18 protein-coding genes are annotated in these 19,290 nt (G+C 65.7%); 3 read left to right on the top strand and 15 right to left on the bottom strand.

Annotation, left to right across the window (positions count from 1 at the left end):
• Nucleotides 1–7 precede the first annotated feature (7 nt).
• The 7 genes from A9973_RS07120 to A9973_RS07090 form a co-directional block, all read right to left on the bottom strand.
• Nucleotides 8–748: a pyridoxine 5'-phosphate synthase gene (locus tag A9973_RS07120; RefSeq protein WP_183013023.1), complete on the bottom strand. Its 741-nt coding sequence runs from the start codon at nt 746–748 to the stop codon at nt 8–10.
• Entirely contained in the window at nt 745–2,262 is a 1,518-nt protein-coding gene (locus tag A9973_RS07115) for an efflux transporter outer membrane subunit (protein ID WP_183013022.1), read from the bottom strand. The genes A9973_RS07120 and A9973_RS07115 overlap by 4 nt, the downstream gene beginning before the upstream one ends.
• The gene (locus A9973_RS07110) at nt 2,259–5,495 is read right to left on the bottom strand and encodes an efflux RND transporter permease subunit (protein ID WP_183013021.1); all 3,237 of its coding nucleotides are present in this window, start codon (nt 5,493–5,495) and stop codon (nt 2,259–2,261) included. Before A9973_RS07110 ends, A9973_RS07115 begins: the two co-directional genes overlap by 4 nt.
• A gap of 65 nt (nt 5,496–5,560) precedes the next feature.
• Complete coding sequence (locus tag A9973_RS07105; RefSeq protein ID WP_183013020.1) at nt 5,561–6,820, bottom strand: efflux RND transporter periplasmic adaptor subunit; 1,260 nt, start codon at nt 6,818–6,820, stop codon at nt 5,561–5,563.
• A gap of 205 nt (nt 6,821–7,025) precedes the next feature.
• Nucleotides 7,026–7,367 carry a helix-turn-helix domain-containing protein gene (locus A9973_RS07100; protein WP_183013019.1) on the bottom strand — a complete coding sequence of 114 codons (342 nt, stop codon included), beginning with the start codon at nt 7,365–7,367 and terminating at the stop codon, nt 7,026–7,028.
• Nucleotides 7,368–7,513: 146 nt separating this feature from the next.
• Nucleotides 7,514–8,707 carry a patatin-like phospholipase family protein gene (locus A9973_RS07095; RefSeq protein ID WP_183013018.1) on the bottom strand — a complete coding sequence of 398 codons (1,194 nt, stop codon included), beginning with the start codon at nt 8,705–8,707 and terminating at the stop codon, nt 7,514–7,516.
• 14 nt (nt 8,708–8,721) lie between these two features.
• The gene (locus A9973_RS07090) at nt 8,722–9,327 is read right to left on the bottom strand and encodes a DUF4136 domain-containing protein (RefSeq protein ID WP_183013017.1); all 606 of its coding nucleotides are present in this window, start codon (nt 9,325–9,327) and stop codon (nt 8,722–8,724) included.
• Between the two features lie 166 nt (nt 9,328–9,493).
• Here A9973_RS07090 and A9973_RS07085 point away from each other — a divergent pair, with 166 nt between their 5' ends.
• Nucleotides 9,494–10,288, top strand: a complete 795-nt coding sequence (locus A9973_RS07085; protein ID WP_183013016.1) for a TOBE domain-containing protein — start codon at nt 9,494–9,496, stop codon at nt 10,286–10,288.
• A 19-nt stretch (nt 10,289–10,307) separates the two neighbouring features.
• Here A9973_RS07085 and A9973_RS07080 read toward each other — a convergent pair whose 3' ends face one another.
• The 8 genes from A9973_RS07080 to A9973_RS07045 form a co-directional block, all read right to left on the bottom strand.
• Complete coding sequence (locus A9973_RS07080) at nt 10,308–10,994, bottom strand: ATP-binding cassette domain-containing protein (RefSeq protein ID WP_183013015.1); 687 nt, start codon at nt 10,992–10,994, stop codon at nt 10,308–10,310.
• Complete coding sequence (gene modB / locus A9973_RS07075; protein WP_183013014.1) at nt 10,991–11,677, bottom strand: molybdate ABC transporter permease subunit; 687 nt, start codon at nt 11,675–11,677, stop codon at nt 10,991–10,993. Before modB ends, A9973_RS07080 begins: the two co-directional genes overlap by 4 nt.
• Before the next feature lie 23 nt (nt 11,678–11,700).
• Nucleotides 11,701–12,459, bottom strand: a complete 759-nt coding sequence (gene modA, locus A9973_RS07070) for a molybdate ABC transporter substrate-binding protein (RefSeq protein ID WP_183013013.1) — start codon at nt 12,457–12,459, stop codon at nt 11,701–11,703.
• 115 nt (nt 12,460–12,574) lie between these two features.
• The gene (speD, locus tag A9973_RS07065) at nt 12,575–12,925 is read right to left on the bottom strand and encodes an adenosylmethionine decarboxylase (protein ID WP_183013012.1); all 351 of its coding nucleotides are present in this window, start codon (nt 12,923–12,925) and stop codon (nt 12,575–12,577) included.
• Entirely contained in the window at nt 12,922–13,089 is a 168-nt protein-coding gene (locus A9973_RS07060; RefSeq protein ID WP_183013011.1) for a hypothetical protein, read from the bottom strand. The genes speD and A9973_RS07060 overlap by 4 nt, the downstream gene beginning before the upstream one ends.
• A gap of 4 nt (nt 13,090–13,093) precedes the next feature.
• Entirely contained in the window at nt 13,094–14,563 is a 1,470-nt protein-coding gene (locus tag A9973_RS07055; protein ID WP_183013010.1) for a DUF4178 domain-containing protein, read from the bottom strand.
• Between the two features lie 6 nt (nt 14,564–14,569).
• Nucleotides 14,570–15,583: an SPFH domain-containing protein gene (locus A9973_RS07050; RefSeq protein WP_183013009.1), complete on the bottom strand. Its 1,014-nt coding sequence runs from the start codon at nt 15,581–15,583 to the stop codon at nt 14,570–14,572.
• Nucleotides 15,584–15,626: 43 nt separating this feature from the next.
• Nucleotides 15,627–16,013, bottom strand: coding sequence for a DUF350 domain-containing protein (locus A9973_RS07045; RefSeq protein ID WP_183013193.1), 387 nt, complete (start codon nt 16,011–16,013; stop codon nt 15,627–15,629).
• 89 nt (nt 16,014–16,102) lie between these two features.
• Here A9973_RS07045 and A9973_RS07040 point away from each other — a divergent pair, with 89 nt between their 5' ends.
• On the top strand, nt 16,103–17,614 hold the full coding sequence (locus A9973_RS07040) for a polyamine aminopropyltransferase (protein ID WP_183013008.1): 1,512 nt from the start codon (nt 16,103–16,105) through the stop codon (nt 17,612–17,614).
• Entirely contained in the window at nt 17,614–19,254 is a 1,641-nt protein-coding gene (locus A9973_RS07035) for an NAD(P)/FAD-dependent oxidoreductase (protein WP_183013007.1), read from the top strand. Before A9973_RS07040 ends, A9973_RS07035 begins: the two co-directional genes overlap by 1 nt.
• The last annotated feature ends 36 nt before the right edge of the window (nt 19,255–19,290 follow it).

Here is a 19,290-nt window from a genome sequence, read left to right as displayed (position 1 = left end):
GGCGTCATCACCGGCCGCGCAGCGCTTGCAGGCGGGCCTGCACCATCAGCGCCTTCATGTCGCGAACGGCCTTTTCCCAACCGTCGAACACCGCTTGCGCCACGATGGCGTGGCCGATGTTCAATTCGGCAATGCCGTCGATCGCCGCTACCGGCGACACGTTGCCGACATGCAGGCCGTGCCCGGCATTCACGCGCAGGCCATGGCGCAGGCCTTCCGTGACGGCCAGGCGGATGCGTTGCAGTTCGGCCGGGACGGCGTCGCCTTCGGCTTCGGCATAGGCGCCCGTATGCAATTCAATCACCGTCGCGCCGGCCTTGGCCGCAGCAGAGATCTGCACCGGGTCAGGATCGATGAACAGCGACACGCGAATGCCGGCTTCCGCCAACAGGCCCACGGCGTCCGTCACCGGCCCCATCGCGCCCGCCACTTCCAGGCCGCCCTCGGTGGTCAGCTCGGTGCGTTTTTCGGGCACCAGGCAGACGTCGCTGGGCTTGACCGCGCAGGCGATCTCAAGCATTTCCGCGGTGATCGCGCATTCCAGGTTCATGCGCGTGCGCAAGAGCGGACGAATCGCATAGACGTCCGCGTCCTGGATGTGGCGCCGGTCTTCGCGCAGATGCAGCGTGATCAGGTCGGCACCGGCGTCCTCCGCGCGCAACGCGGCGGCCACCGGATCCGGGTACGCCGTGTGGCGCTGTTGCCGCAACGTGGCAACGTGGTCGATATTTACACCAAGTTCAATCATTGCGCAGTCGTCGTCACTTTGGTCGGTTCTTTCGTGGTTTCTTCCCAGCCGCCGCCCAACGCCTTGTAGAGCTCCACGCGGTTGATCAACGCGGCCAAGCCGGTCTGCACCAGCGACAACTGGGCATTGAAGAAGTCCACCTGTGCCGTCTGCACCTGCAGATAGCTGTCGATGCCATTGGTATAGCGCAGGTTCGACAATTCCAGCGTGCGCGCGGACGAATCCTGCAATGCGCGCTGGGCGTCAAGCTGCGCGCCGTAGGTGGCTTCGCCCGCCAGCGCGTCGGACACTTCCCGGAACGCCTGCTGGATGGACTGTTCGTATTGCGCCACGGCGATGTTGTCGCGCGCTTTCGCCAGGTTCAGCCCTTCGCGGATGCTGCCGCCCGCGAACAACGGGGTCGTGATCGACGGCGAGAAGCTCCAGTAGCCCTGGCCGCCCTTGAACAGGTCGCCCAGCGACGGGCTGGCCACGCCCAGCAGGCCGGTCAGCGAAATGGTCGGGAAGAACGCCGCGCGCGCCGCGCCGATGTTGGCGTTGGCCGCCTTCAACTGGTTCTCCGCCGCGACGATGTCGGGGCGACGCTCCAGCAGGTCGGACGGCAGGCCCGACGGCACCGTGGCCAGCAACTGGTCGCGGCCGAAGGTCGCCGCCGCCGGCAGGTCTTCCGGCAACGGGGCGCCCACCAGCAGCACCAGCGCGTTCAGCGCTTGCGCACGGGCACGGGCCAATTGCGCCAGGTCGGACGATGCCGTGTCCAGCAAGGTCTTGGACTGGTTCAGGTCCAGCTCGGATGCCACGCCGCCGTCGAAACGGCGCTTGACCAGGTTGTAGGACTCCTGGCGCGAGGCCAGCGTGCGCTGCGTCAGTTCCAGCTGGACTTCGGCGGCGCGCAGGTTGAAGTACGACTGGGCGATTGAACCGACCAGCGTGATCTGCACGCTCTTCTGCGCCTGTTCGGTCGACAGGTATTGCTGATACGCCGCCTCGGACAGGTTGCGCAAACGGCCGAACAAATCGATCTCGAAGGTCGTCAGGCCGATGCCGGCCTGGTACGAACTGCTGATCGAGCTGGAATCCGGACCGCCTGCCCGCATATTGCTCGGCAGGTGCTGGCGCTGGCCCTGGATGCCGGCGCCGATGCTGGGCCATTGCGCGCCGCGCTGCACGCCGTACTGGGCGCGCGCTTCTTCGACACGTTGCACGGCCACGCGCAGGTCGCGGTTGTTGACGAGCGACAGCGAGATCAGGCTTTGCAGGCGCGGATCGCGGAAAAATTCACGCCAGCCCAGGTCGGCGGCGGGCGTGCCGTCCTGCGGCATCACCGACGTCGAAGGCTGCGACCCCAGCGACGTGGGATTGGCATAACCGCCGTACTGGACCTTGGGCTGGTCGGGCCAGGCGCCCGTCACCGGGGCGTCGGGTCGCTTGTAGTCAGGAGCCAGCGAGCAGCCAGCCAACGCCACCGCCACGAAGGCGGACATGGCGGTCTGTTTGAACATCAGGGCTTTCATACCTTGCCCTCCGGGCCACCGTTAGGTTGTGCGGGAGTGTGGGGAGCGCCGGACGCCTCAGGCGTCGATTCGCCGGCAGCCTTCTTGGCCGCCTGCTCTTCTTCCCAGGCGCGCAGTTCGGCGCCCAGCAGACGCGGACGGGTCTTGAACAGCCCCAGCACCACGACGAAGAACGTCGGCACGAAGATCACGGCGAACGGCGTGGCGGCCAACATGCCGCCCAGCACGCCCAGACCCACCGCGCGCTGGCTGGCTGCGCCGGCGCCCGTGGCCATCGCCAACGGCACCACGCCCAGGATGAACGCCAGCGACGTCATCAGAATCGGCCGGAACCGCAGGCGCGCGGCTTCCACCGCGGCCTCGTGCAGGCCCATGCCCCGCGCGTACTGGTCCTTGGCGAACTCCACGATCAGGATGGCGTTTTTGGCCGCCAGCCCGATCACTGTCACCATCCCCACCTGGAAGTACACGTCGTTGGACATGCCCAGCGCGCTGACCAGCGCCACCGCGCCCAGCATGCCCAGCGGCACCACCAGCATGACCGAGATCGGGATGGCCCAGCTTTCATACAGCGCGGCCAGCACCAGGAACACGATCAGCAGCGACAGGCCCATCAGGATCGGGGCCTGGTTGCCGGCCTGGCGCTCCTGGTAGGACAAGCCGGTCCATTCGTAGCCGAAGCCTTGCGGCAACTGGGCCACCAGGCTCTGCATTTCCTCCATGGCCTGGCCCGTGGTGTAGCCGGCAGCAGCGCTGCCGCCGATACGCATGGACTCATAGCTGTTGTAGCGCACCACCTGGACCGGACCCTGGACCCATTCCGCCGACACGAAGGTCGACAACGGCACCATTCCGCCCTGCGTGTTGCGCGCGTTCAGCTTCAGGATGTCGGACAGCTGCATGCGGTAAGGCGCATCCGCCTGCACCCAGATGTTCTGCATCCGGCCCATGTTCGGGAACTTGCTCAGGTAAGCGGAACCTACTGCGGTCGACACCAGCGATGCCGCCTCGTTGAAGTCCACGCCCAAGGCGGCTGCCTTGTCGCGGTCGATGTTCAGGGTCAGCTGCGTACCCGCAGACAGGCCCGTGATCCGGACCTGCGACAGCACCGGGCTCTTCATCGCCATGCCCATCAACTGGCCGGTTGCCGCCGCCAGGGCTTCCGAGCCGCCCGACCCGCGATCCTGCAAGCGCAGGTCGAAGCCGGTGGCGTTGCCCAGGGACGAGATCGCCGGCGGCACCAGGGTGAACACCATCGCGTCATGCACACCCATCAACTGCTTCTGGAACGCGTTGAACGAGATCGCGCCCGCGGAATCCTCGCGGCCCTTGCGCTCCTTGAAGTCCTTCAGCGTGGTGAACGCGATAGCGGCGTTCAGGCCGTTGCCGTTGAAGCTGTAGCCTTGCACCGTGATGATGTTCTCAACCGCGGGAATGCCGCGGAAGTACGCTTCGACCTCTTCGATCACCTCGATCGTGCGGTTGGCGCTGGCGCCGGTAGGCAGCTCGATGTTGCTGATCACGTAGCCCTGGTCTTCCTCGGGCAGGAACGACGACGGCAGGCGCAGGTACAGCCAGCCCAGCAGCACGACCAGCACCAGGAAGGCCAGCATCATGCGGCCACCTTTGTGCAGGATGCGCGACACCCAGTTCTGGTAACCGTGGGTGGTGGCGTCGAACTTGCGGTTGAACCAGCCGAAGAAGCCCTTCTTGTCGTTGTGATGCCCCTTGGGCACCGGCTTCAGGATCGTGGCGCACAGCGCCGGCGTGAACGTCAGGGCCAGCAGCGCCGAGAAGAAAATCGACACGGCCATGGCCACCGAGAACTGCCGGTAGATCACGCCCACCGACCCGCTCATGAAGGCCAGCGGCAGGAACACCGTCACCAGCACCAGCGTGATGCCGATGATGGCCCCGCTGATCTGCGGCATGGCTCGCTTGGTGGCTTCCTTGGGCGGCAAGCCTTCCGTCGCCATGATCCGTTCGACGTTCTCGACGACCACGATGGCGTCGTCCACCAGAATCCCGATGGCTAGCACCATCGCGAACATGGTCAGCACGTTGATCGAGAACCCCAGCCCCAGCATCACCGCGAACGACCCCAGCATGGCCACCGGCACGACAAGCGCCGGGATCAGGGTGTAGCGCACGTTCTGCAGGAACAGGTACATCACCAGGAACACCAGCACCATGGCTTCGGCCAGGGTGTGCAGCACCTGCTCGATCGACACCTTCACGTAGGGTGCGGTGTCATAGGGGATGGAGTACTTGATGTTGCCCGGGAAGTACTTGGACAGTTCTTCCATCTGCTGGCGCACGCCCTGCGCCGTGGCCAGGGCGTTGGCGTTCGGCGACAGCACGACGGCGAATGCCGCCGTGGGCTTGCCGTTCAGGCGGGCCCCGAACTGGTAGTTGTCGGCGCCCACTTCAATGCGGGCGACGTCGCGCAACAGCACCTTGGAACCGTCGGTATTGGCGCGCAGGACGATCTTGCCGAAACCGTCGACCGTGCTCAGCTGGCCGTTGGCCGTCACCGTGGCGGTGATGCGCTGCGTATCGGGGTTGGGCGGCGCGCCGATGCTGCCGCCGGAAACCAGCACGTTCTGCCCGGCGATGGCCTGGTTGACCTCGGACATGCTCAGGTTGAAGCCCACCAGCTTGGCGGGATCTACCCACACCCGCATGGCGCGCGGCGCGGCGAACAGCTGGAACTGGCCCACGCCGGCCACCCGCGACACCGGGTTCTGCACGTTGCGCGTGATGTAGTCGGCCAGCGCGGTCTGATCCAGCGAGCCGTCGGTGGACGACAGCGTCACGATCATCAGGAAGCCGGTACTGGTCTGCTCGTACTTCAGGCCCTGCTGCTGCACGGCGGACGGCAACTGCGCGATCACGTTCGATACGCGGTTCTGCACGTCAACCTGCGCCAAGTCGGGATCCGTGCCCGGCGCGAAGGTCGACGTAATCGTCGAGGTGCCGTAGGAATCGCTGACCGACTCGTAGTAGATCAGGCCCTTGGCGCCGTTGAGCTTGTCTTCGATGATGCTGGTGACCGATTCCGCCACTTCCTTGGCAGACGCGCCCGGGTACGTGGCAGTGATCGTGATCGCCGGTGGCGCCACGTCCGGATACTGCGATATCGGCATGTTCGGGATGGCCAACACCCCTGCCAACAGAATGAACAGGGCGACTACCCAGGCGAAAATTGGTCGATCAATAAAAAATTGCGGCATGTGGGCTGACTCTGAAAGCGATGCTCACCAAAGGGGAACGCGGCGCTTGCTGCGCCGCGTGCCGCTTACGATTTCTGGCCTGCTGCCTTGTCCTGCTGGGCAGGCTCGGCAGGTTTGGGCGATTCGGCGGGGGCAGCCGGCTTGGCGCCGGGTTGCGCCGCCGGCTGGCCACCGGGTGCAGGCGTGCCGTTCTTGCTCCATTGGCTGACTTGCACGGGCGCACCGGGACGGATCTTCTGGAAACCTTCCACCACGACGACGTCGCCGGCCTTCAGGCCGCTGGTGATCAACCAGTTGTTTTTGATCGCGCCGCCGGTCGTGACGGGCAACTGTTCGATCTTGTTGTCCTTGACCAGCATCAGGCTCTGCGAACCGTCGGCGGTGCGCTGCAGCGCCTGCTGCGGCACGACCAGCGCCTTGTCGTTCACGCCCTGTTCCAGCCGGACGCGCACGTACATGCCGGGCAGCAGGATGCCGTCGGGGTTGGGCACTTCGGCGCGCAGGTTCACCTGGCCCGTGGACGGATCCACGGTGATGCCGGTGAACAGCAGCTTGCCGGCATGCGTGTATTCCGAGCCGTCTTCCAGCACCACGGTAGCGCGCGCGGTGTCCTTGCCCACTTGCTGCAACTGGCCGCTGGCGAATGCGCGGCGCAGCGTGGCCAGCTCGGCGGTGGACTGGGTGAAGTCCACGTAGACGGGATCCAGCTGCTGCACCGTGGCCATTTGCGTGGCGGAGGTGGATTCGACCAGCGCGCCTTCGGTGACCAGCGGCTTGCCGATGCGGCCCGTGATGGGCGAGGTGACATCGGTGTAGCCGAGGTTGATGGCGGCGTTGTCCTGCGCGGCCTTGGCGGCGGCCACGGCCGCGTCTGCCTGCCGGAACGACGCAACGGCGTTGTCGTATTCCTGCTTGCTGACCGCGTTGGCCTTGACCAGCGGCGCGTAGCGGTCGGCCAGCAGCTTGGCGCTGAACAGGTTCGCCTGCGCCTGCTTCAACTGCGCCGTCGCCTGATCGTAGGCCGCCTTGTAGGGCGCCGGATCAATCTTGAACAGCAGTTGGTTTTCCTTGACGTCGCTGCCCTGATCGAAGGTGATCTTCTGGACGATGCCGGTCACGCGCGAACGGATTTGCGCGTCGCGCACCGCGTCCACGCGGCCCGGCAACTCGGAGACGATGGGGGCACGCTCGGGTTGCACGGTAATGACGCTGACCTGAGGCATGCCGGGGTTCATCTGGGGCTTTTCGCCGCATCCCGCCAATATCAGCGCGAGGACGCCACCGGAAAAAGCCAGACCTGAAACACGTTTAGGCGAAAACCGCATTGAAACCCCCGCGTAGCGTAGTTAACCGCTTCAATTGACCGCATCCTGCCTGCGCACGGGCAATCGCGCCAACGATGCGCGATCAGGATAAGCCATGCGTCGGTCTTGACACGTGAATAGCCCGATAATGTAACTCAGTTATTGGGGAAATTACGTACTTTCGGGCCTTGACTCGATGCGCGGAGGCGACAAATAGGTAACAAGCTCAGCAGTTCGAAATATTCCGGAGATTGCCCAGGAACACATAGCCCACGCCGTGCACGGTATGCAGCGGCAAGCGCACGCCCGTCTGCAGGACCTTGTGGCGCAGGCGGCAAATAGCCACATTCAGGGTTCGCATGCTGGTGCGGCTGCGCAACGCCATCAGCTCGTCGCGCAGCAGCTCGCGGCTGGCGTTTCCAAGCAGGCAAAGGAAACAGGCGCGCTCCATCCCGGTCAGGTCAATGCGGACACCGGCGGGCGTCATCAACGTCCACCCTTGGTAGAGCAGGCTCCACCAGCCGTCGATACGGTCGGGAGCATGGGGCGCGGGCGGCTGGGCATTCATGGCGTATCTCCACCAGGACTGCCGCCGCCAGGCCTGCCGGCGGCGAGATCCGGGAACAAGGTTTCAGGTTGTCCCGAAAGCCTACCGGGGTCTCCGGCATCTGGCGGCGTTATGCGGCAACTATCAGACCGGTCCTACCCCAGCCCCTAACTGTGTTTTCCGTTGCGGTGGATATCGTGGGTCACGAAGCAGCTGTCCTCGGTGGGGCGGGCCAGGATGCCGGGCTTGGCAAGCGTCTGGCGGATGTCGGACAAGCCGGATTCCCAGTGTTCGCGCATGGCCTCCGTGCCGAACTCGTAGTCCTTGGAGAAGCGCTCAAGGTGCTTGGACTCGTAGATCAGGTTGACGATGTTGGTGGCGGGCGTATGCGACAACTTGCGGATTTCAGCCAGATCGGGGGCGCCGCGCTCGTCTTCGGGCAGGCGCTCAAGCAGGCGCTGCAGGCCATGCCTCAGCTTCAGCACGCGCCGCAGCTGATCCGTGACCAGGCGGGTCCGGCTGGAATACTGGATGTCTTTCTGGCGCTCGGCCACTTCTTCCAGCGAGGTCGGCAAGCCGCCGCGCGCCGGCCACAGGTCCACCTGGAACGCCAGGGTGTCGCGCATGTTGTCGGTGGTCAGCACTTGCGCCAGCGGCGTGTTCGACACTACGCCGCCATCCCAATAGTGCTCGCCGTCGATCTCCACGGACGGAAATCCGGGCGGCAAGGCGCCGGACGCCATGATGTGCTCCGGGCGAAGCGTGTCTTTCAGGCTGTCGAAATAGGCGAAATTGCCGGTGCGCACGTTCACCACACCGAAACTGGCCCGTACCGCCCCGCTATTGAGCAGGTCGAAATCCACGAACTGGCGCAACGTGGCGGCCAAGGGCGTGGTGTCGTAGAAGCTGGTGGAGGCGGCGCCGTGCCCGTGCACCCAATAGGGCGGCGGAAAGCGCGGCTTGAAGAAGCCCGGCTGCCCGGAGAACAACGCCTGGAACGCGGACATCTGGCCGTTCATGGCCGGCGACCCGAATCCGAAGGGGATGCCTTCAAACATGCCTGCCAGGGTGTCGCCCCATGGCACCGAGGCGAATCCCGCCGGCCGGCAGATGCTTTCCCAGAATCCGCGCAGCCGATCAACGCGTTCATCTTCGCGAGAGCCTGCGATGATGGCCGCGTTGATCGAGCCGATGGAGATGCCTGATATCCAGTTGGGCCGAATGCCCGCTTCGTGCAAGCCCTGGTACACCCCCGCCTGGTAGGACCCCAGCGCGCCCCCGCCTTGCAGCACCAGGGCGACGGTTTCGTAGGGAGGCGTATCGCCGGTGTCTTGGGACTTGGCCTTGCGGCGAGTGGTCATTCGGCTACCTCAGGCTAACGTTTGCTTTTGTCCGGCACTTGCGGGGCGGCGACGCCCGCGCGGAACGGGTACTTGGCGAAGATCTCGGCGACGGCCTTGTCCACGTTTTGCGGCGAGCCGGCGGTTTCGGGATTCTGGACTTCGCCCACGGCGACGCCCTCCCATACCAGCTGCTTGCGGCGCGTATCGACAAGATCGATGTTGAGCGTGCCTTCAGTGTACTGGTAGACATCGTCGCCCCAGCCGTAGCCGGGCCAGCCGCCGTAGAAGCCCGACCGATAGCCGTAATAAGGCCCCATGGGCGGCGGCGACGGCGTGACCTGGGTCTTTTGCTGGAGCTTGGCGCTGAAGTTGACGAGGAGGTCGGGATTGGTGGCGCTATAGGCGTAGCCGCGCATTTCCATCTGGCCGCGCGTCGCGTCCTTGAGCCGTTCGGTCAAGAGGCTGCTGTAGCCCGCCTTGTCCGTGCCCAAGGGGTTCATGTAGCCGAACGTCCGGTATTGCGCGAAGTCGGCCTGATGGTCGTAATCGCCTTTCACCGTGGGGCCCGATGCGCAAGCGGCAAGCAATGCCGTCATGGAACCCGCCGCCACCCATTTCAACGCTTCAAACGCTTTCATGTCGTCCTCTCCGAGAGCTCAGGGCCTGAACATAGTGCCGCGAACCCCGTAAAGTTTCAACAGAATCTCATTCGCATCCCGCACTTTCCACGCGGCCGCGCCTGGGTTCCGCCAGCGCCTGTCCATTACACTCTGGCATGACTTCTGACCCGATGCACACTCGACCATGTTGGAACTAGACGGCTCGATCTGGTTTCGTTCCGGCGCCCAGACCTGGGGCGGAAAGAACCGCATAGACCTGTTGGCGCAGATTGACGCCACCGGCTCGATCACGGCCGCCGCCCGCGCGGTCGGCATGAGCTACAAGGGCGCCTGGGACGCCATCGACGCCATGAACAATCTGGCGGGCGAACCCCTTGTGGTGCGGGCCGCAGGCGGCAAGGGCGGCGGCGGCACGCAGTTGACCGATCGCGCGCGTCGCCTCATCGCGACATTCCGGGCATTGGAAGGCGAGCACCGCAAATTCATGGACAACCTGACGCGCGCCGGCCTGGACGCCAGTGGCGATATCGACCTTATGAGGCGTTTCATGTTGAAGACCAGCGCACGCAATAAATTCCTGGGCACCGTCATCGAAGTCCGCGCGGGCGCCGTCAACGACGAAATCCTGCTGCGCATCGCGGGCGGCCACACCATCGCCGCCACCATCACGCGCGAAAGCACGGCGGAACTGGGCCTTGTGTCCGGCAAAGAGGCGATCGCGCTGGTGAAGGCGTCCAACGTCATCGTCGGCGCCCCCGGCCCTGGCCTGCGGCTGTCGGCCCGCAACCAGTTGCAGGGCAAGATCAGCGCCGTGCGCCCCGGTGCCGTCAACAGCGAAATCCTGATCGGCATGGATGGCGGCACGACGCTGGTGGCCATCGTCACCAACGAAAGCGCCACGGACCTGGGACTGGCCGTGGGCGCGCCGGCCGTGGCGATCTTCAAGGCCTCCAGCGTGATCCTGGGCGTGCTGGACTAAGGCCGCACAAGCCTGGCGTTCAAACGCCCAGGTCCTCGTCGCGGCGGCGCACCTTGCCGTCGCGCACTTCAAAGACCTCGTCGGCCAAGGCGTCGACATCCGCCGGATCATGGGTGATCAGCAGCATCGGCACGTCCAGTTGCCGCTGCAAGGCATTCAATTCCTGGCGCATCTTGCCGCGCAATTGCGAATCCAGCGCGGAAAACGGCTCGTCCAGCAACAGGATGTCGGGTTGCAGCGTCAAGGCGCGCGCCAAGGCCACCCGTTGCTTCTGCCCGCCCGAGATCTCGTTCGGATAGCTGCCCACGATGGCGCCCAGCTCGAATGCGTCCACCCAGCGTTGCGCTTCGCGCCCGACGCCGCGCTTGGGCGGATTGAGCCATCCGCGCCGCAAGCCGAATGCGATGTTCTGCGCCACCGTCAGATGGGGAAACAACGCGTAGTCCTGGAACAGGTACGCCACCCGGCGGGATTGCGATGGCAGGCACACCCCCGCCTGCGCATCGAACAGCACCCGGCCGTTGATCTCGATGCGCCCGGCATCCGGCCGCAGCAGGCCCGCCACCGCGCGCAGCGTCAGGCTCTTGCCCGCGCCGGACGGCCCGAACAAGGCGATGCGCTTGGACGACGACGTGAACGCGACGTCCAGTTCGAAATGCCGGTCGCCCGAGACCATGCGCTTATTGACCTGGATGCTGACGCTCATCGCCCGCCTCCGTTGCGCTGGCCGGTGCCGATGGGCACCAGCTTGCCCGCCACCAGCAGGACCACGACGCAGGTCACCGAGGTCACCAGCACCAGCAGGTTGGCGGTGCGGTCGTCTCCCGCCTGCACCGCTTCGTAGATGGCGACAGACAGGGTCTGGGTGCGGCCCGGCAGATTGCCGGCGATCATCAGGGTCGCGCCGAATTCGCCCAGGGCCCGGGCAAACGCCAGCAGCACGCCCGCCGCGATGCCGCGGGCCGCCAGCGGCAAGGTCACGCGGAAGAAGACGCCGGCTTCGCCGACGCCCAGCACGCGCGCCGCGTTCTCGAGTTGGCTGTCCACGTTTTCGAAAGCGGCCCGGGCCGACTTGAACACCAGCGGAAACGCCACGACGGACGCGGCGATCACGGCACCTTGCCAGGTGAAGACCAGTTCGATGCCCCACCCCGCCAGCGTTTCGCCGATGACGCCGCGCCGGCCCAGCAAGACCAGCAGGTAGTAGCCCAGCACGGTGGGCGGCAGGACCAGGGGCAAGGTCAGGATGGCGTCGAGCAGGTCGCGGCCCGGCCAGCGCCAGCGCGACAAGCCAAATGCCGCGGCGGTGCCGGCCACGGTCGCCAACAGCGTTGCCCAGCCTGCGACTTTCAAGGAAAGCAGCAGCGGCACCCAAACCGGATCAGTCATCAGTTCCTGCGATTCAACAAGACTCAGGGCTTCTGGAAGCCGTAGCGCGACAGGATAGCCTGACCGGCGGGCGACAGCACATAGGCCACGAAGCTGGCGGCTTCCTTGGCGGCGGCTTCGCGCGCCGTCACGGCGATGGGATAGGTGACGGGCGTCTGCGACGGCACGCGCACGGCGACCTTGACCTTGTCCGGCATGATGGCGGCGTCGGTCGCGAACACGAATCCGGCGTCCACTTCACCGCGCGACACGTAATCCAGGCTTTGGCGCACGTTCTGGGCCAGCACGCTCTTGGCCTGGACGGCCGCCCACAGCCCGGCGGCTTCCAGCGCGCCTTGCGTATAGCGGCCCACCGGCACCGACGCCGGGTTGCCGTAGGCGATGCGCTTGACGTCGTCGCGCGTCAGGTCTTTCAGCGCCGTGATGTTGGCCTTGCTGTCCGTCGGGACGATCAGCACGATCTGGTTGGACGCGAAGTCCACGCGGGAAGCGGGCTTGACGGCCTTTTCTTCGACCGCCTTGTCCATCGCCTTCTGGTCCGCCGAGGCGAACACGTCGGCAGGCGCGCCCTTCACGATTTGCTGCAGCAGCACGTCGGACGCGCCGAAGTTCAGGACAACCTTGGTGCCGGGGTTTTCCTTCTCGTAGCCCTGGGCCACTTCCTTGAAGGCGTTGGTCAGGCTGGCGGCGGCGGACACGACCAGGTCGCCGGCATGGGCGCTGGCGCCCCACAAGGCGGACAGCGCAAGAGACAGCGCCAGAAGCGGGCGTTTGCAGGACATGATCTTCTCCTCGGGAATGGCGATGACGGTAACGAAATATATATAGGTATATAACGCTAGTCAATTTGCCGCCAAAGGGCAAATTGAGCCAGATCAAACGCGGGAAAACGCGGGTTCAGCCGCGGGCGACCGTGGTGACGCGCACCGACTCCGGCGCCAGCGCGGTTTGCAGGCATGCCAGCGCCAGTTCAGGCTGCGCCGCGCCGCACATGAAGATGTCCAGCGCCGCGAACCGGTGTTCGGGCCAGGAATGGATGCTGATGTGGGACTCGCTCAGCATGACCACGCCGGTCACGCCGGCGCCTTCGCCGAAATGATGGAAATGGGCGCTCAGGACGTGGGCGCCCGCGGCCTGGGCGGCCGCGATCATCTGCGCTTGCAGCGCGGCGGGATCCGTCAGGCGTTCGGCTGCGACGCCGCGGAAATCCGCCAGCACGTGGCGGCCCGGAGTGGCATGCACGGTCACTTGTGCGAACCGCCCGAGGACCAGCCCGAACTGCCGGACGAACTGCTGCCCCAACTGCTGCTACTGCTGCTGCTTCCGCCCGTCATGCGGACGCCGGGCGAGCTGGCGCCGGTGGCGGCCATCACCACGACCAGGGCATAGATGGCATACAGGAACTTGCCCATCGTCCTATTCGTCCTTTCCGGAAAGCTTGTCCGCCAGCTTGGCGGGGAACCACAGGAACGCCAGGCCGATCAAGACCGGCACGAAGCGGCCGTTGAAGATGTTGCCCATGTTCAAGAAGACCATTCCGATCGTCGCGAACCAGGCCCATTTGCCGTACCCACCCCGCTTGCCGCCCAGGGGCAGGGATTTCTGCTTGGCCAATTGGGCGTCGCCGAACCATTCCGCCAATTGCGCGGGCGCGACGGGCGCCGCCGCCGACCAGCCGAGTTCGGCGTCGCCCAGTTCGCGCGTCAGCTTCAGCGTGCCGGCCTTGTAGTCGGTGATCTTCGTCGTGTCGCCCGCCTTGACGCGCCAGTTGAACGCGCCCAGCGGCATCTCGACCCGCGAGGTGTAGTCGTACAGCTTCTGGTACAGCTTGGAGCGCCAGCGCACGCTGGTCGGGTTGTTGTAGCTGGGCCAGGTGTCGCACACCTGCACGCGCTCCCAGCCCTCGTCCGTCTCGACCAGCCAGATAAAGCCCTTGACCGGATTGAACAGCAGGTATTCGATCCAGTCGGACGGTTCTTCGGGGTCGGGATCGGCGCATTTCATCAGGCCGATCAACGTGTAACTGGCGCCGTCGATCTTGGCGACCGCGCCGAGCGACAGCGTGGTCTTGATGGCCTTGACCTTGCGGGCCTTCTCGATCACTTCGGCGGTAGGGCCCGAGCAATCGACCGCGGCCGCGCAGGACGGGCAGACCACCTGGGTGGCCATGGCGGCCACGAAGCTGATGGGGCCGCCGCAATTCGGGCAGTCCAGCGCCTTGATCTGGCCGCGGAACCGGCCGGCCGTTTCCTCGACCTGCTCGTTGGTGCGCAACGACCCCGCCTGCATGGCGGACAGGTCGAACGCCTTCCCAATATAAAGCTCGGGCTCGGGGCCGTCGGAAAAATCCAGCGTCAGGAAGGCGTCCAGGCTGCGGAAGTCCGCCACCTTGGCTTCCCAGCCGTCGCCGGGCACGAACGGCAGTTCGCCCTGCGCCCCGCCCGCCTTGCAGGCCCGCACGTCGGCGGCGATGAAGCGCTGGCCGTCCAGCTTCAATTCGTCTCCGGGCGCGATGTCGGCAAAGGCCGGCAGGCCCTGCGTGGTCTTGACCTTGCGCCGGCGCGTCAGGGCGTACTGGCCCGAGGCGTCCGACAGCCAGCCGTCGGTGCCGTCTTCGAACCAGACGTACCACTCGTTCCAGAAACCTTCGTCAAAGCGCAGCTGGATGCGGCCGACCACGTCGAAGCGCTTGCTGTCGTACTGGCCTGCCGCCCCCAGGCACAAGGGCGAATAGTCTTCCAGCACGTCGGCCATTTCGCCAATGCGCCTGACCGAATCGGCATCCTTGAGCAAGGTGCTGCGGCAAGCGCCGCACACCGCCATGACCGAGGCCGTGGACGTGAACTTGACCGGAGCGCCGCACTGCGGACACAGAACCTGCTGCATGGGGCCTTAGCTGGTGAGTTTCTTCAGCACTTCCGCCTTGGCCGTGTCGTAGTCGGCGGCGGTGATCAAGCCCTTGTCCAGCAGGTCTTTCAACTGCTGCAGGCGCGCGACCGGGTCGACGGCGGCGACGGGCGCCACCTGCTGCGCCGGCTGCTGGCCCTGGCCTACGCCCAGGCCGGCCGCCATGGTCTGGCCCAGCGCGGCGCCGGCCGCCAGGCCTGCGCCGATGCCGGCGATGCCGCCTTCGTTCTGCGCCGCCAACGGGATCGAGGTGGCCGTCTGGTACTGGGTGAACTTGCCCAGATCGCCCGCCATGCCCATCGAAATCCGCGTGTCCAGCGCCTTTTGCAGCTCTTCGGGCAACGACACGTTTTCAACGGTGAAGTTGTCCAGCTTGACGCCATAGCGGTCGAACACGGGCGCCAGCTGTTCGCTGATGCTCTGCGACATCAGCCCCTGGTTGCCGGCGATGTCCAGGAACGGCACCTTGGAGCCGCCCAGCGCCGTCGTCATCGCCGCGACCACCATGTTGCGCAACTGCGCTTCCAGGTCGTCCACGGTGTATTCGTCGCGCGTGCCGCTGATTTCGCGGTAGAACTTGGCCGGGTCCGAAATCTGGTACGAATACACGCCGAACGCGCGCAGGCGGACCATGCCGAATTCGCTGTCGCGCAGCGTCACCGGCTGCGCCGTGCCCCAGCGGCGGCCCAGTTGCAGGCGCGTGCTGAAGAAAATCACGTCCGATTTGAAGGGCGACTCGAACAGCTTGTCCCAGTTCTTCAAGTACGTCAGGACCGGCAGCGTCTGCGTGGTCAGCTTGTACATCCCGGGGCCGAACACGTCGGCCACCTTGCCTTCGTTGACGAACACCGCCATCTGCGACTCGCGCACGGTCAGGCTGGCGCCGTACTGGATTTCGAAATCCTGCATCGGATGGCGCCAGGCGAGCACGCCGTCGCGATCCTCGTTCCATTGCAGGATGTCAATGAACTGCTTGCGGATAAATGAACCGAGACTCATGGATTGTCCTCCCGTGTCAGATCGGATGCGGCGCCTGCCTGCCTCAGGTCAGGCAGGCGGCGTTGACGACGCCCGCGGACAGCGAGATCGCGCCGATCAGGCCGCCCATGGCGATATTGTTCTGTTCGATGGCTTCGTTCATGCCCCGGACGGTCTGGGCGACCACCACGTACACGACGATCTGCACCGCCATGGCGGCCGCGCCCCAGACCAGGAACATCACGAAGCTGGCGTGGACGGCAATGCTGGAGCACAGGGTGAAGCTGAATCCGACCAGCGCGCCGCCATAGGACAGCACGGCGGCAATGTTGCCTTCGCGGATCAGTTCGAATTCCTTGTAGCGCGTCACGGCGGTGTATACCGCGGTGAAAATGCCCAGCATGACAAGCGCCGAGACGATATAGATCAGATAGGTCACCGCCGGATGCATCGCTTCTCCCATTGCCACCCTCCCAATTGCGCGCAGTATATACGCGGCGTTCGATATACTGCGAACGCATTTTTCGAGTCGGACACCCCATGCGCGACCGCGTTCTCATCCTATCGGTATTGATCGTTGCTTCCTGCGGTTTGGGCTATGAGCTCATCAGCAGCGCGCTGGCCAGCTATTTACTGGGCGATTCGATACTTCAGTTCTCATCCGTCATCGGCTGCTATTTGTTCGCCATGGGCATCGGCTCGTGGTTGTCAAAATATGTAAGAGACGAAGACGTTTTGAATCGGTTTATCGACGTCGAGCTGCTCGTCGCATTGTTGGGAGGGGTTTCCGCCGCCGTCCTGTTCCTGGTGTTCGCCTGGCTGTCGGCCCCGTTCCGCGCCGCCTTGTACGTGGGCGTTTTCGTCATCGGCCTGATGGTCGGCATGGAAATCCCCCTGGTGATGCGCGTCTTCAACCAGCGCAAGGCCGAATTCCGGGAAATCGTCAGCCGCGTGCTGACGTTCGACTATCTGGGCGCGCTGGCCGTGTCCCTGATCTTCCCCTTGCTGCTGGCGCCCAAGCTGGGCCTGCTGCGCACCAGCTTCCTGTTCGGCATCATGAACGCCAGCGTGGCGCTGTGGACGACCTGGCTGTTCCGCGCCGAGATCCGCCGCCCCGGCGAAAAAGCCATCCGCGCCTGCGTGGTGATCGGCTTCCTGGCGCTGGGCTTCATCTATTCCAGCGCCATGACGGCCTGGGCCGAGAAAGGCCTGTACGGCGATGACGTCGTGCACGCCGAAACCACGCCCTACCAGCGGCTGGTGGTGACGCGCTGGCACGACGACCTGCGCCTGTACATCAACAACAACCTGCAATTCTCGTCGCGCGACGAGCACCGGTACCATGAATCGCTGGTGCATCCCGGCCTGCAGACGCTGCCCTGGGCGCGCAATGTGCTGGTGTTGGGCGGCGGCGACGGCCTGGCCGTGCGCGAAATCCTCAAGTACAAGAACATCGAGCACGTGACGCTGGTGGACCTGGACCCCGCCATGACCGGGCTGTTCTCGCGTTCGGAACCGCTGGTCAAGCTGAACCAGGGGGCGTTGAAGGACCCGCGCGTCACCGTCATCAACGACGACGCCGGCCGCTGGCTGGAAACCCACGCCGAGGTCTACGACTTCATCGTGGTGGACTTTCCCGATCCGTCCAACTTCGGCCTGGGCCGGCTGTACTCGGTGCCGGTCTACCACCTGATGGCGCGCCATCTGGCCGAGAACGGCTACATGGTGGTCCAGTCCACCTCGCCCTATTTCGCGCCGCGCTCGTTCTGGAGCGTGGACGCCACCTTGAAGGAAGCCGGGTTGAACACGTGGCCGTACCACGCCTACGTGCCCTCCTTCGGCGACTGGGGCTTCATCCTGGCCAGCAAGCGGCGCGACTACACGCCGCCCGACAAGATCACCGTGCCCACCCGCTACCTGGACCCGGCGACCACGCGCGAGCTCTTCCACTTCCCGGCCGACATGCCCGCGCTGGCGATGCCGCCCAACCGTCTGAATGAGCAGTCGCTCGTGCGCTATTTCGACGAGGACTGGCGCAAGGTCATCCGCTGATGCAGCGCCGCACCTTCCTGCTGGGCGCGGCCACCGCCGCGGTGGCGGGCACGGCCGGCTACTACCGGTCGCGCCTCGTCGAAACCACGCCGGACGTCCACTACCCCGGCATGCAGGCCGGCCATGCCCTGCGCGATGGCGCCGCGCTGCCCGTCCCGTCCGCCAGCTACCGGCACGACGTCGCCATTCTGGGCGCCGGCGTCGCCGGCCTGTCCTGCGCCTGGAAGCTGGCGCGTGAAGGCCACACCGATTTCGTCGTGGTCCAAGGCCCGGAATTCGCCGGCAACGCGGCGGCCGGACGGCAAGGCGAGCTGGACTACCCGCTGGGCGCGCACTATCTGCCGCTGCCGTCCATGGCGTCGACCCATGTACGCGAGATGCTGGCCGACTTCGGCATCATCGAACGCGGGGCGGGCGAGCTGCGCCCGTACTACGACGAATCCATCCTGGTGCATTCGCCGCAAGAGCGCCTGCTGCGCAACGGGCGTTGGGAAGACGCGCTGCTGCCCATGACCGGATTGCCCGACGCCGACGTGGCACAGCACCGCCGCTTCCTGGCGCTGATCGACCGGCTTCACACGCAGGCCGGCAACGACGGCCGCAAGGTATTCAGCATTCCGATCGCGCTGTCGTCGCACGACCCCGCGTGGCGCGCGCTGGACGCGATGACGTTCAAGCAATGGCTGGAACGCGAGGGCTACACCTCGCCGGCCCTGCACTGGTACTTGAATTACTGCTGCCGCGACGATTACGGCGCGCAGTACGACGTGGTGTCAGCCTGGGCCGGCCTGCACTACTTCGCCAGCCGCGACGGCCACGCCGCCAACGCGGGCGAAGGCGCTGTGCTGACCTGGCCCGGCGGACTGGCCGCGCTGACGGACCGCATGCGCGACGCCATCAACCAGAAGTTGGGGCACACGCGATGGCTGCTGCCGGGCACGGCGGTCCGCGTCAACGAGACGCCCGGCGGCACCCTCACGACCTGCGTCACCATGGGCGCCGCCCCCGACGCCTACACGCTGCAAACCCGCCGCACGGTCTGCGCCATGCCGCTATTCGTCGCGCAGCGCATCCTGCCGGACATCCGCGCTTACGGCTACGATCCGGCGGCGCATGCCTCGCCGCACGCGGCGTGGCTGGTGTCGAACTTCGTGCTGGAAGGCTATCCGCTGGAAGCGCCCGGCGAACCGCTGTCGTGGGACAACGTGGTCTACCAGGGCCAGGCATTGGGCTACGTCGTATCCACGCACCAGTTGCTGCGCGTCACCCGGTCGCCGCGCACGGTGTTCACCGCGTACCACGCGCTAAGCGGGCAGCAACCGAACGCCGCGCGCCAATGGCTGGCCACGGCCAGCCCGCAAGACTTGCGCGACGAAGCCGCCGCCGACCTTGTCGCCGCCTATGGCCGCGAGTTCTGGCGCAATGCGCGCCAGCTGGACATCACGGTGCGCGGCCACGCGATGGCCTCCCCGGTGTGCGGCTACCTGTCCAATCCGGGCTTGGCCGCGCTGCGCGACGTCGACGGGCCCGTCCTGTTCGCGCATGCGGACTTGTCGGGATATTCCGTCTTCGAAGAGGCCTCGTGGTGGGGCGTGGTGGCGGCCGGCCGCATCCTGGGCGGCAAGCCTGCGCAAGCCTGACCCGGCCCGCGGGGCGAATTCCCGCCTGCGCCGGCA

The organism is Achromobacter sp. UMC46 (genome assembly GCF_014170335.1).
Lineage (GTDB): Bacteria > Pseudomonadota > Gammaproteobacteria > Burkholderiales > Burkholderiaceae_B > Achromobacter.
Note: the sequence above shows the minus strand (reverse complement) of the source record. Positions and strands in the feature narration are given on the sequence as shown.

Coding starts and splice junctions, on each gene's coding strand:
- A9973_RS07120 (WP_183013023.1), bottom strand. CDS start 748: ATGATTGAACTTGGTGTAAATATCGACCACGTTGCCACGTTGCGGCAA.
- A9973_RS07115 (WP_183013022.1), bottom strand. CDS start 2,262: ATGAAAGCCCTGATGTTCAAACAGACCGCCATGTCCGCCTTCGTGGCG.
- A9973_RS07110 (WP_183013021.1), bottom strand. CDS start 5,495: ATGCCGCAATTTTTTATTGATCGACCAATTTTCGCCTGGGTAGTCGCC.
- A9973_RS07105 (WP_183013020.1), bottom strand. CDS start 6,820: ATGCGGTTTTCGCCTAAACGTGTTTCAGGTCTGGCTTTTTCCGGTGGC.
- A9973_RS07100 (WP_183013019.1), bottom strand. CDS start 7,367: ATGAATGCCCAGCCGCCCGCGCCCCATGCTCCCGACCGTATCGACGGC.
- A9973_RS07095 (WP_183013018.1), bottom strand. CDS start 8,707: ATGACCACTCGCCGCAAGGCCAAGTCCCAAGACACCGGCGATACGCCT.
- A9973_RS07090 (WP_183013017.1), bottom strand. CDS start 9,327: ATGAAAGCGTTTGAAGCGTTGAAATGGGTGGCGGCGGGTTCCATGACG.
- A9973_RS07085 (WP_183013016.1), top strand. CDS start 9,494: ATGTTGGAACTAGACGGCTCGATCTGGTTTCGTTCCGGCGCCCAGACC.
- A9973_RS07080 (WP_183013015.1), bottom strand. CDS start 10,994: ATGAGCGTCAGCATCCAGGTCAATAAGCGCATGGTCTCGGGCGACCGG.
- modB (WP_183013014.1), bottom strand. CDS start 11,677: ATGACTGATCCGGTTTGGGTGCCGCTGCTGCTTTCCTTGAAAGTCGCA.
- modA (WP_183013013.1), bottom strand. CDS start 12,459: ATGTCCTGCAAACGCCCGCTTCTGGCGCTGTCTCTTGCGCTGTCCGCC.
- A9973_RS07060 (WP_183013011.1), bottom strand. CDS start 13,089: ATGGGCAAGTTCCTGTATGCCATCTATGCCCTGGTCGTGGTGATGGCC.
- A9973_RS07055 (WP_183013010.1), bottom strand. CDS start 14,563: ATGCAGCAGGTTCTGTGTCCGCAGTGCGGCGCTCCGGTCAAGTTCACG.
- A9973_RS07050 (WP_183013009.1), bottom strand. CDS start 15,583: ATGAGTCTCGGTTCATTTATCCGCAAGCAGTTCATTGACATCCTGCAA.
- A9973_RS07045 (WP_183013193.1), bottom strand. CDS start 16,013: ATGCATCCGGCGGTGACCTATCTGATCTATATCGTCTCGGCGCTTGTC.
- A9973_RS07040 (WP_183013008.1), top strand. CDS start 16,103: ATGCGCGACCGCGTTCTCATCCTATCGGTATTGATCGTTGCTTCCTGC.
- A9973_RS07035 (WP_183013007.1), top strand. CDS start 17,614: ATGCAGCGCCGCACCTTCCTGCTGGGCGCGGCCACCGCCGCGGTGGCG.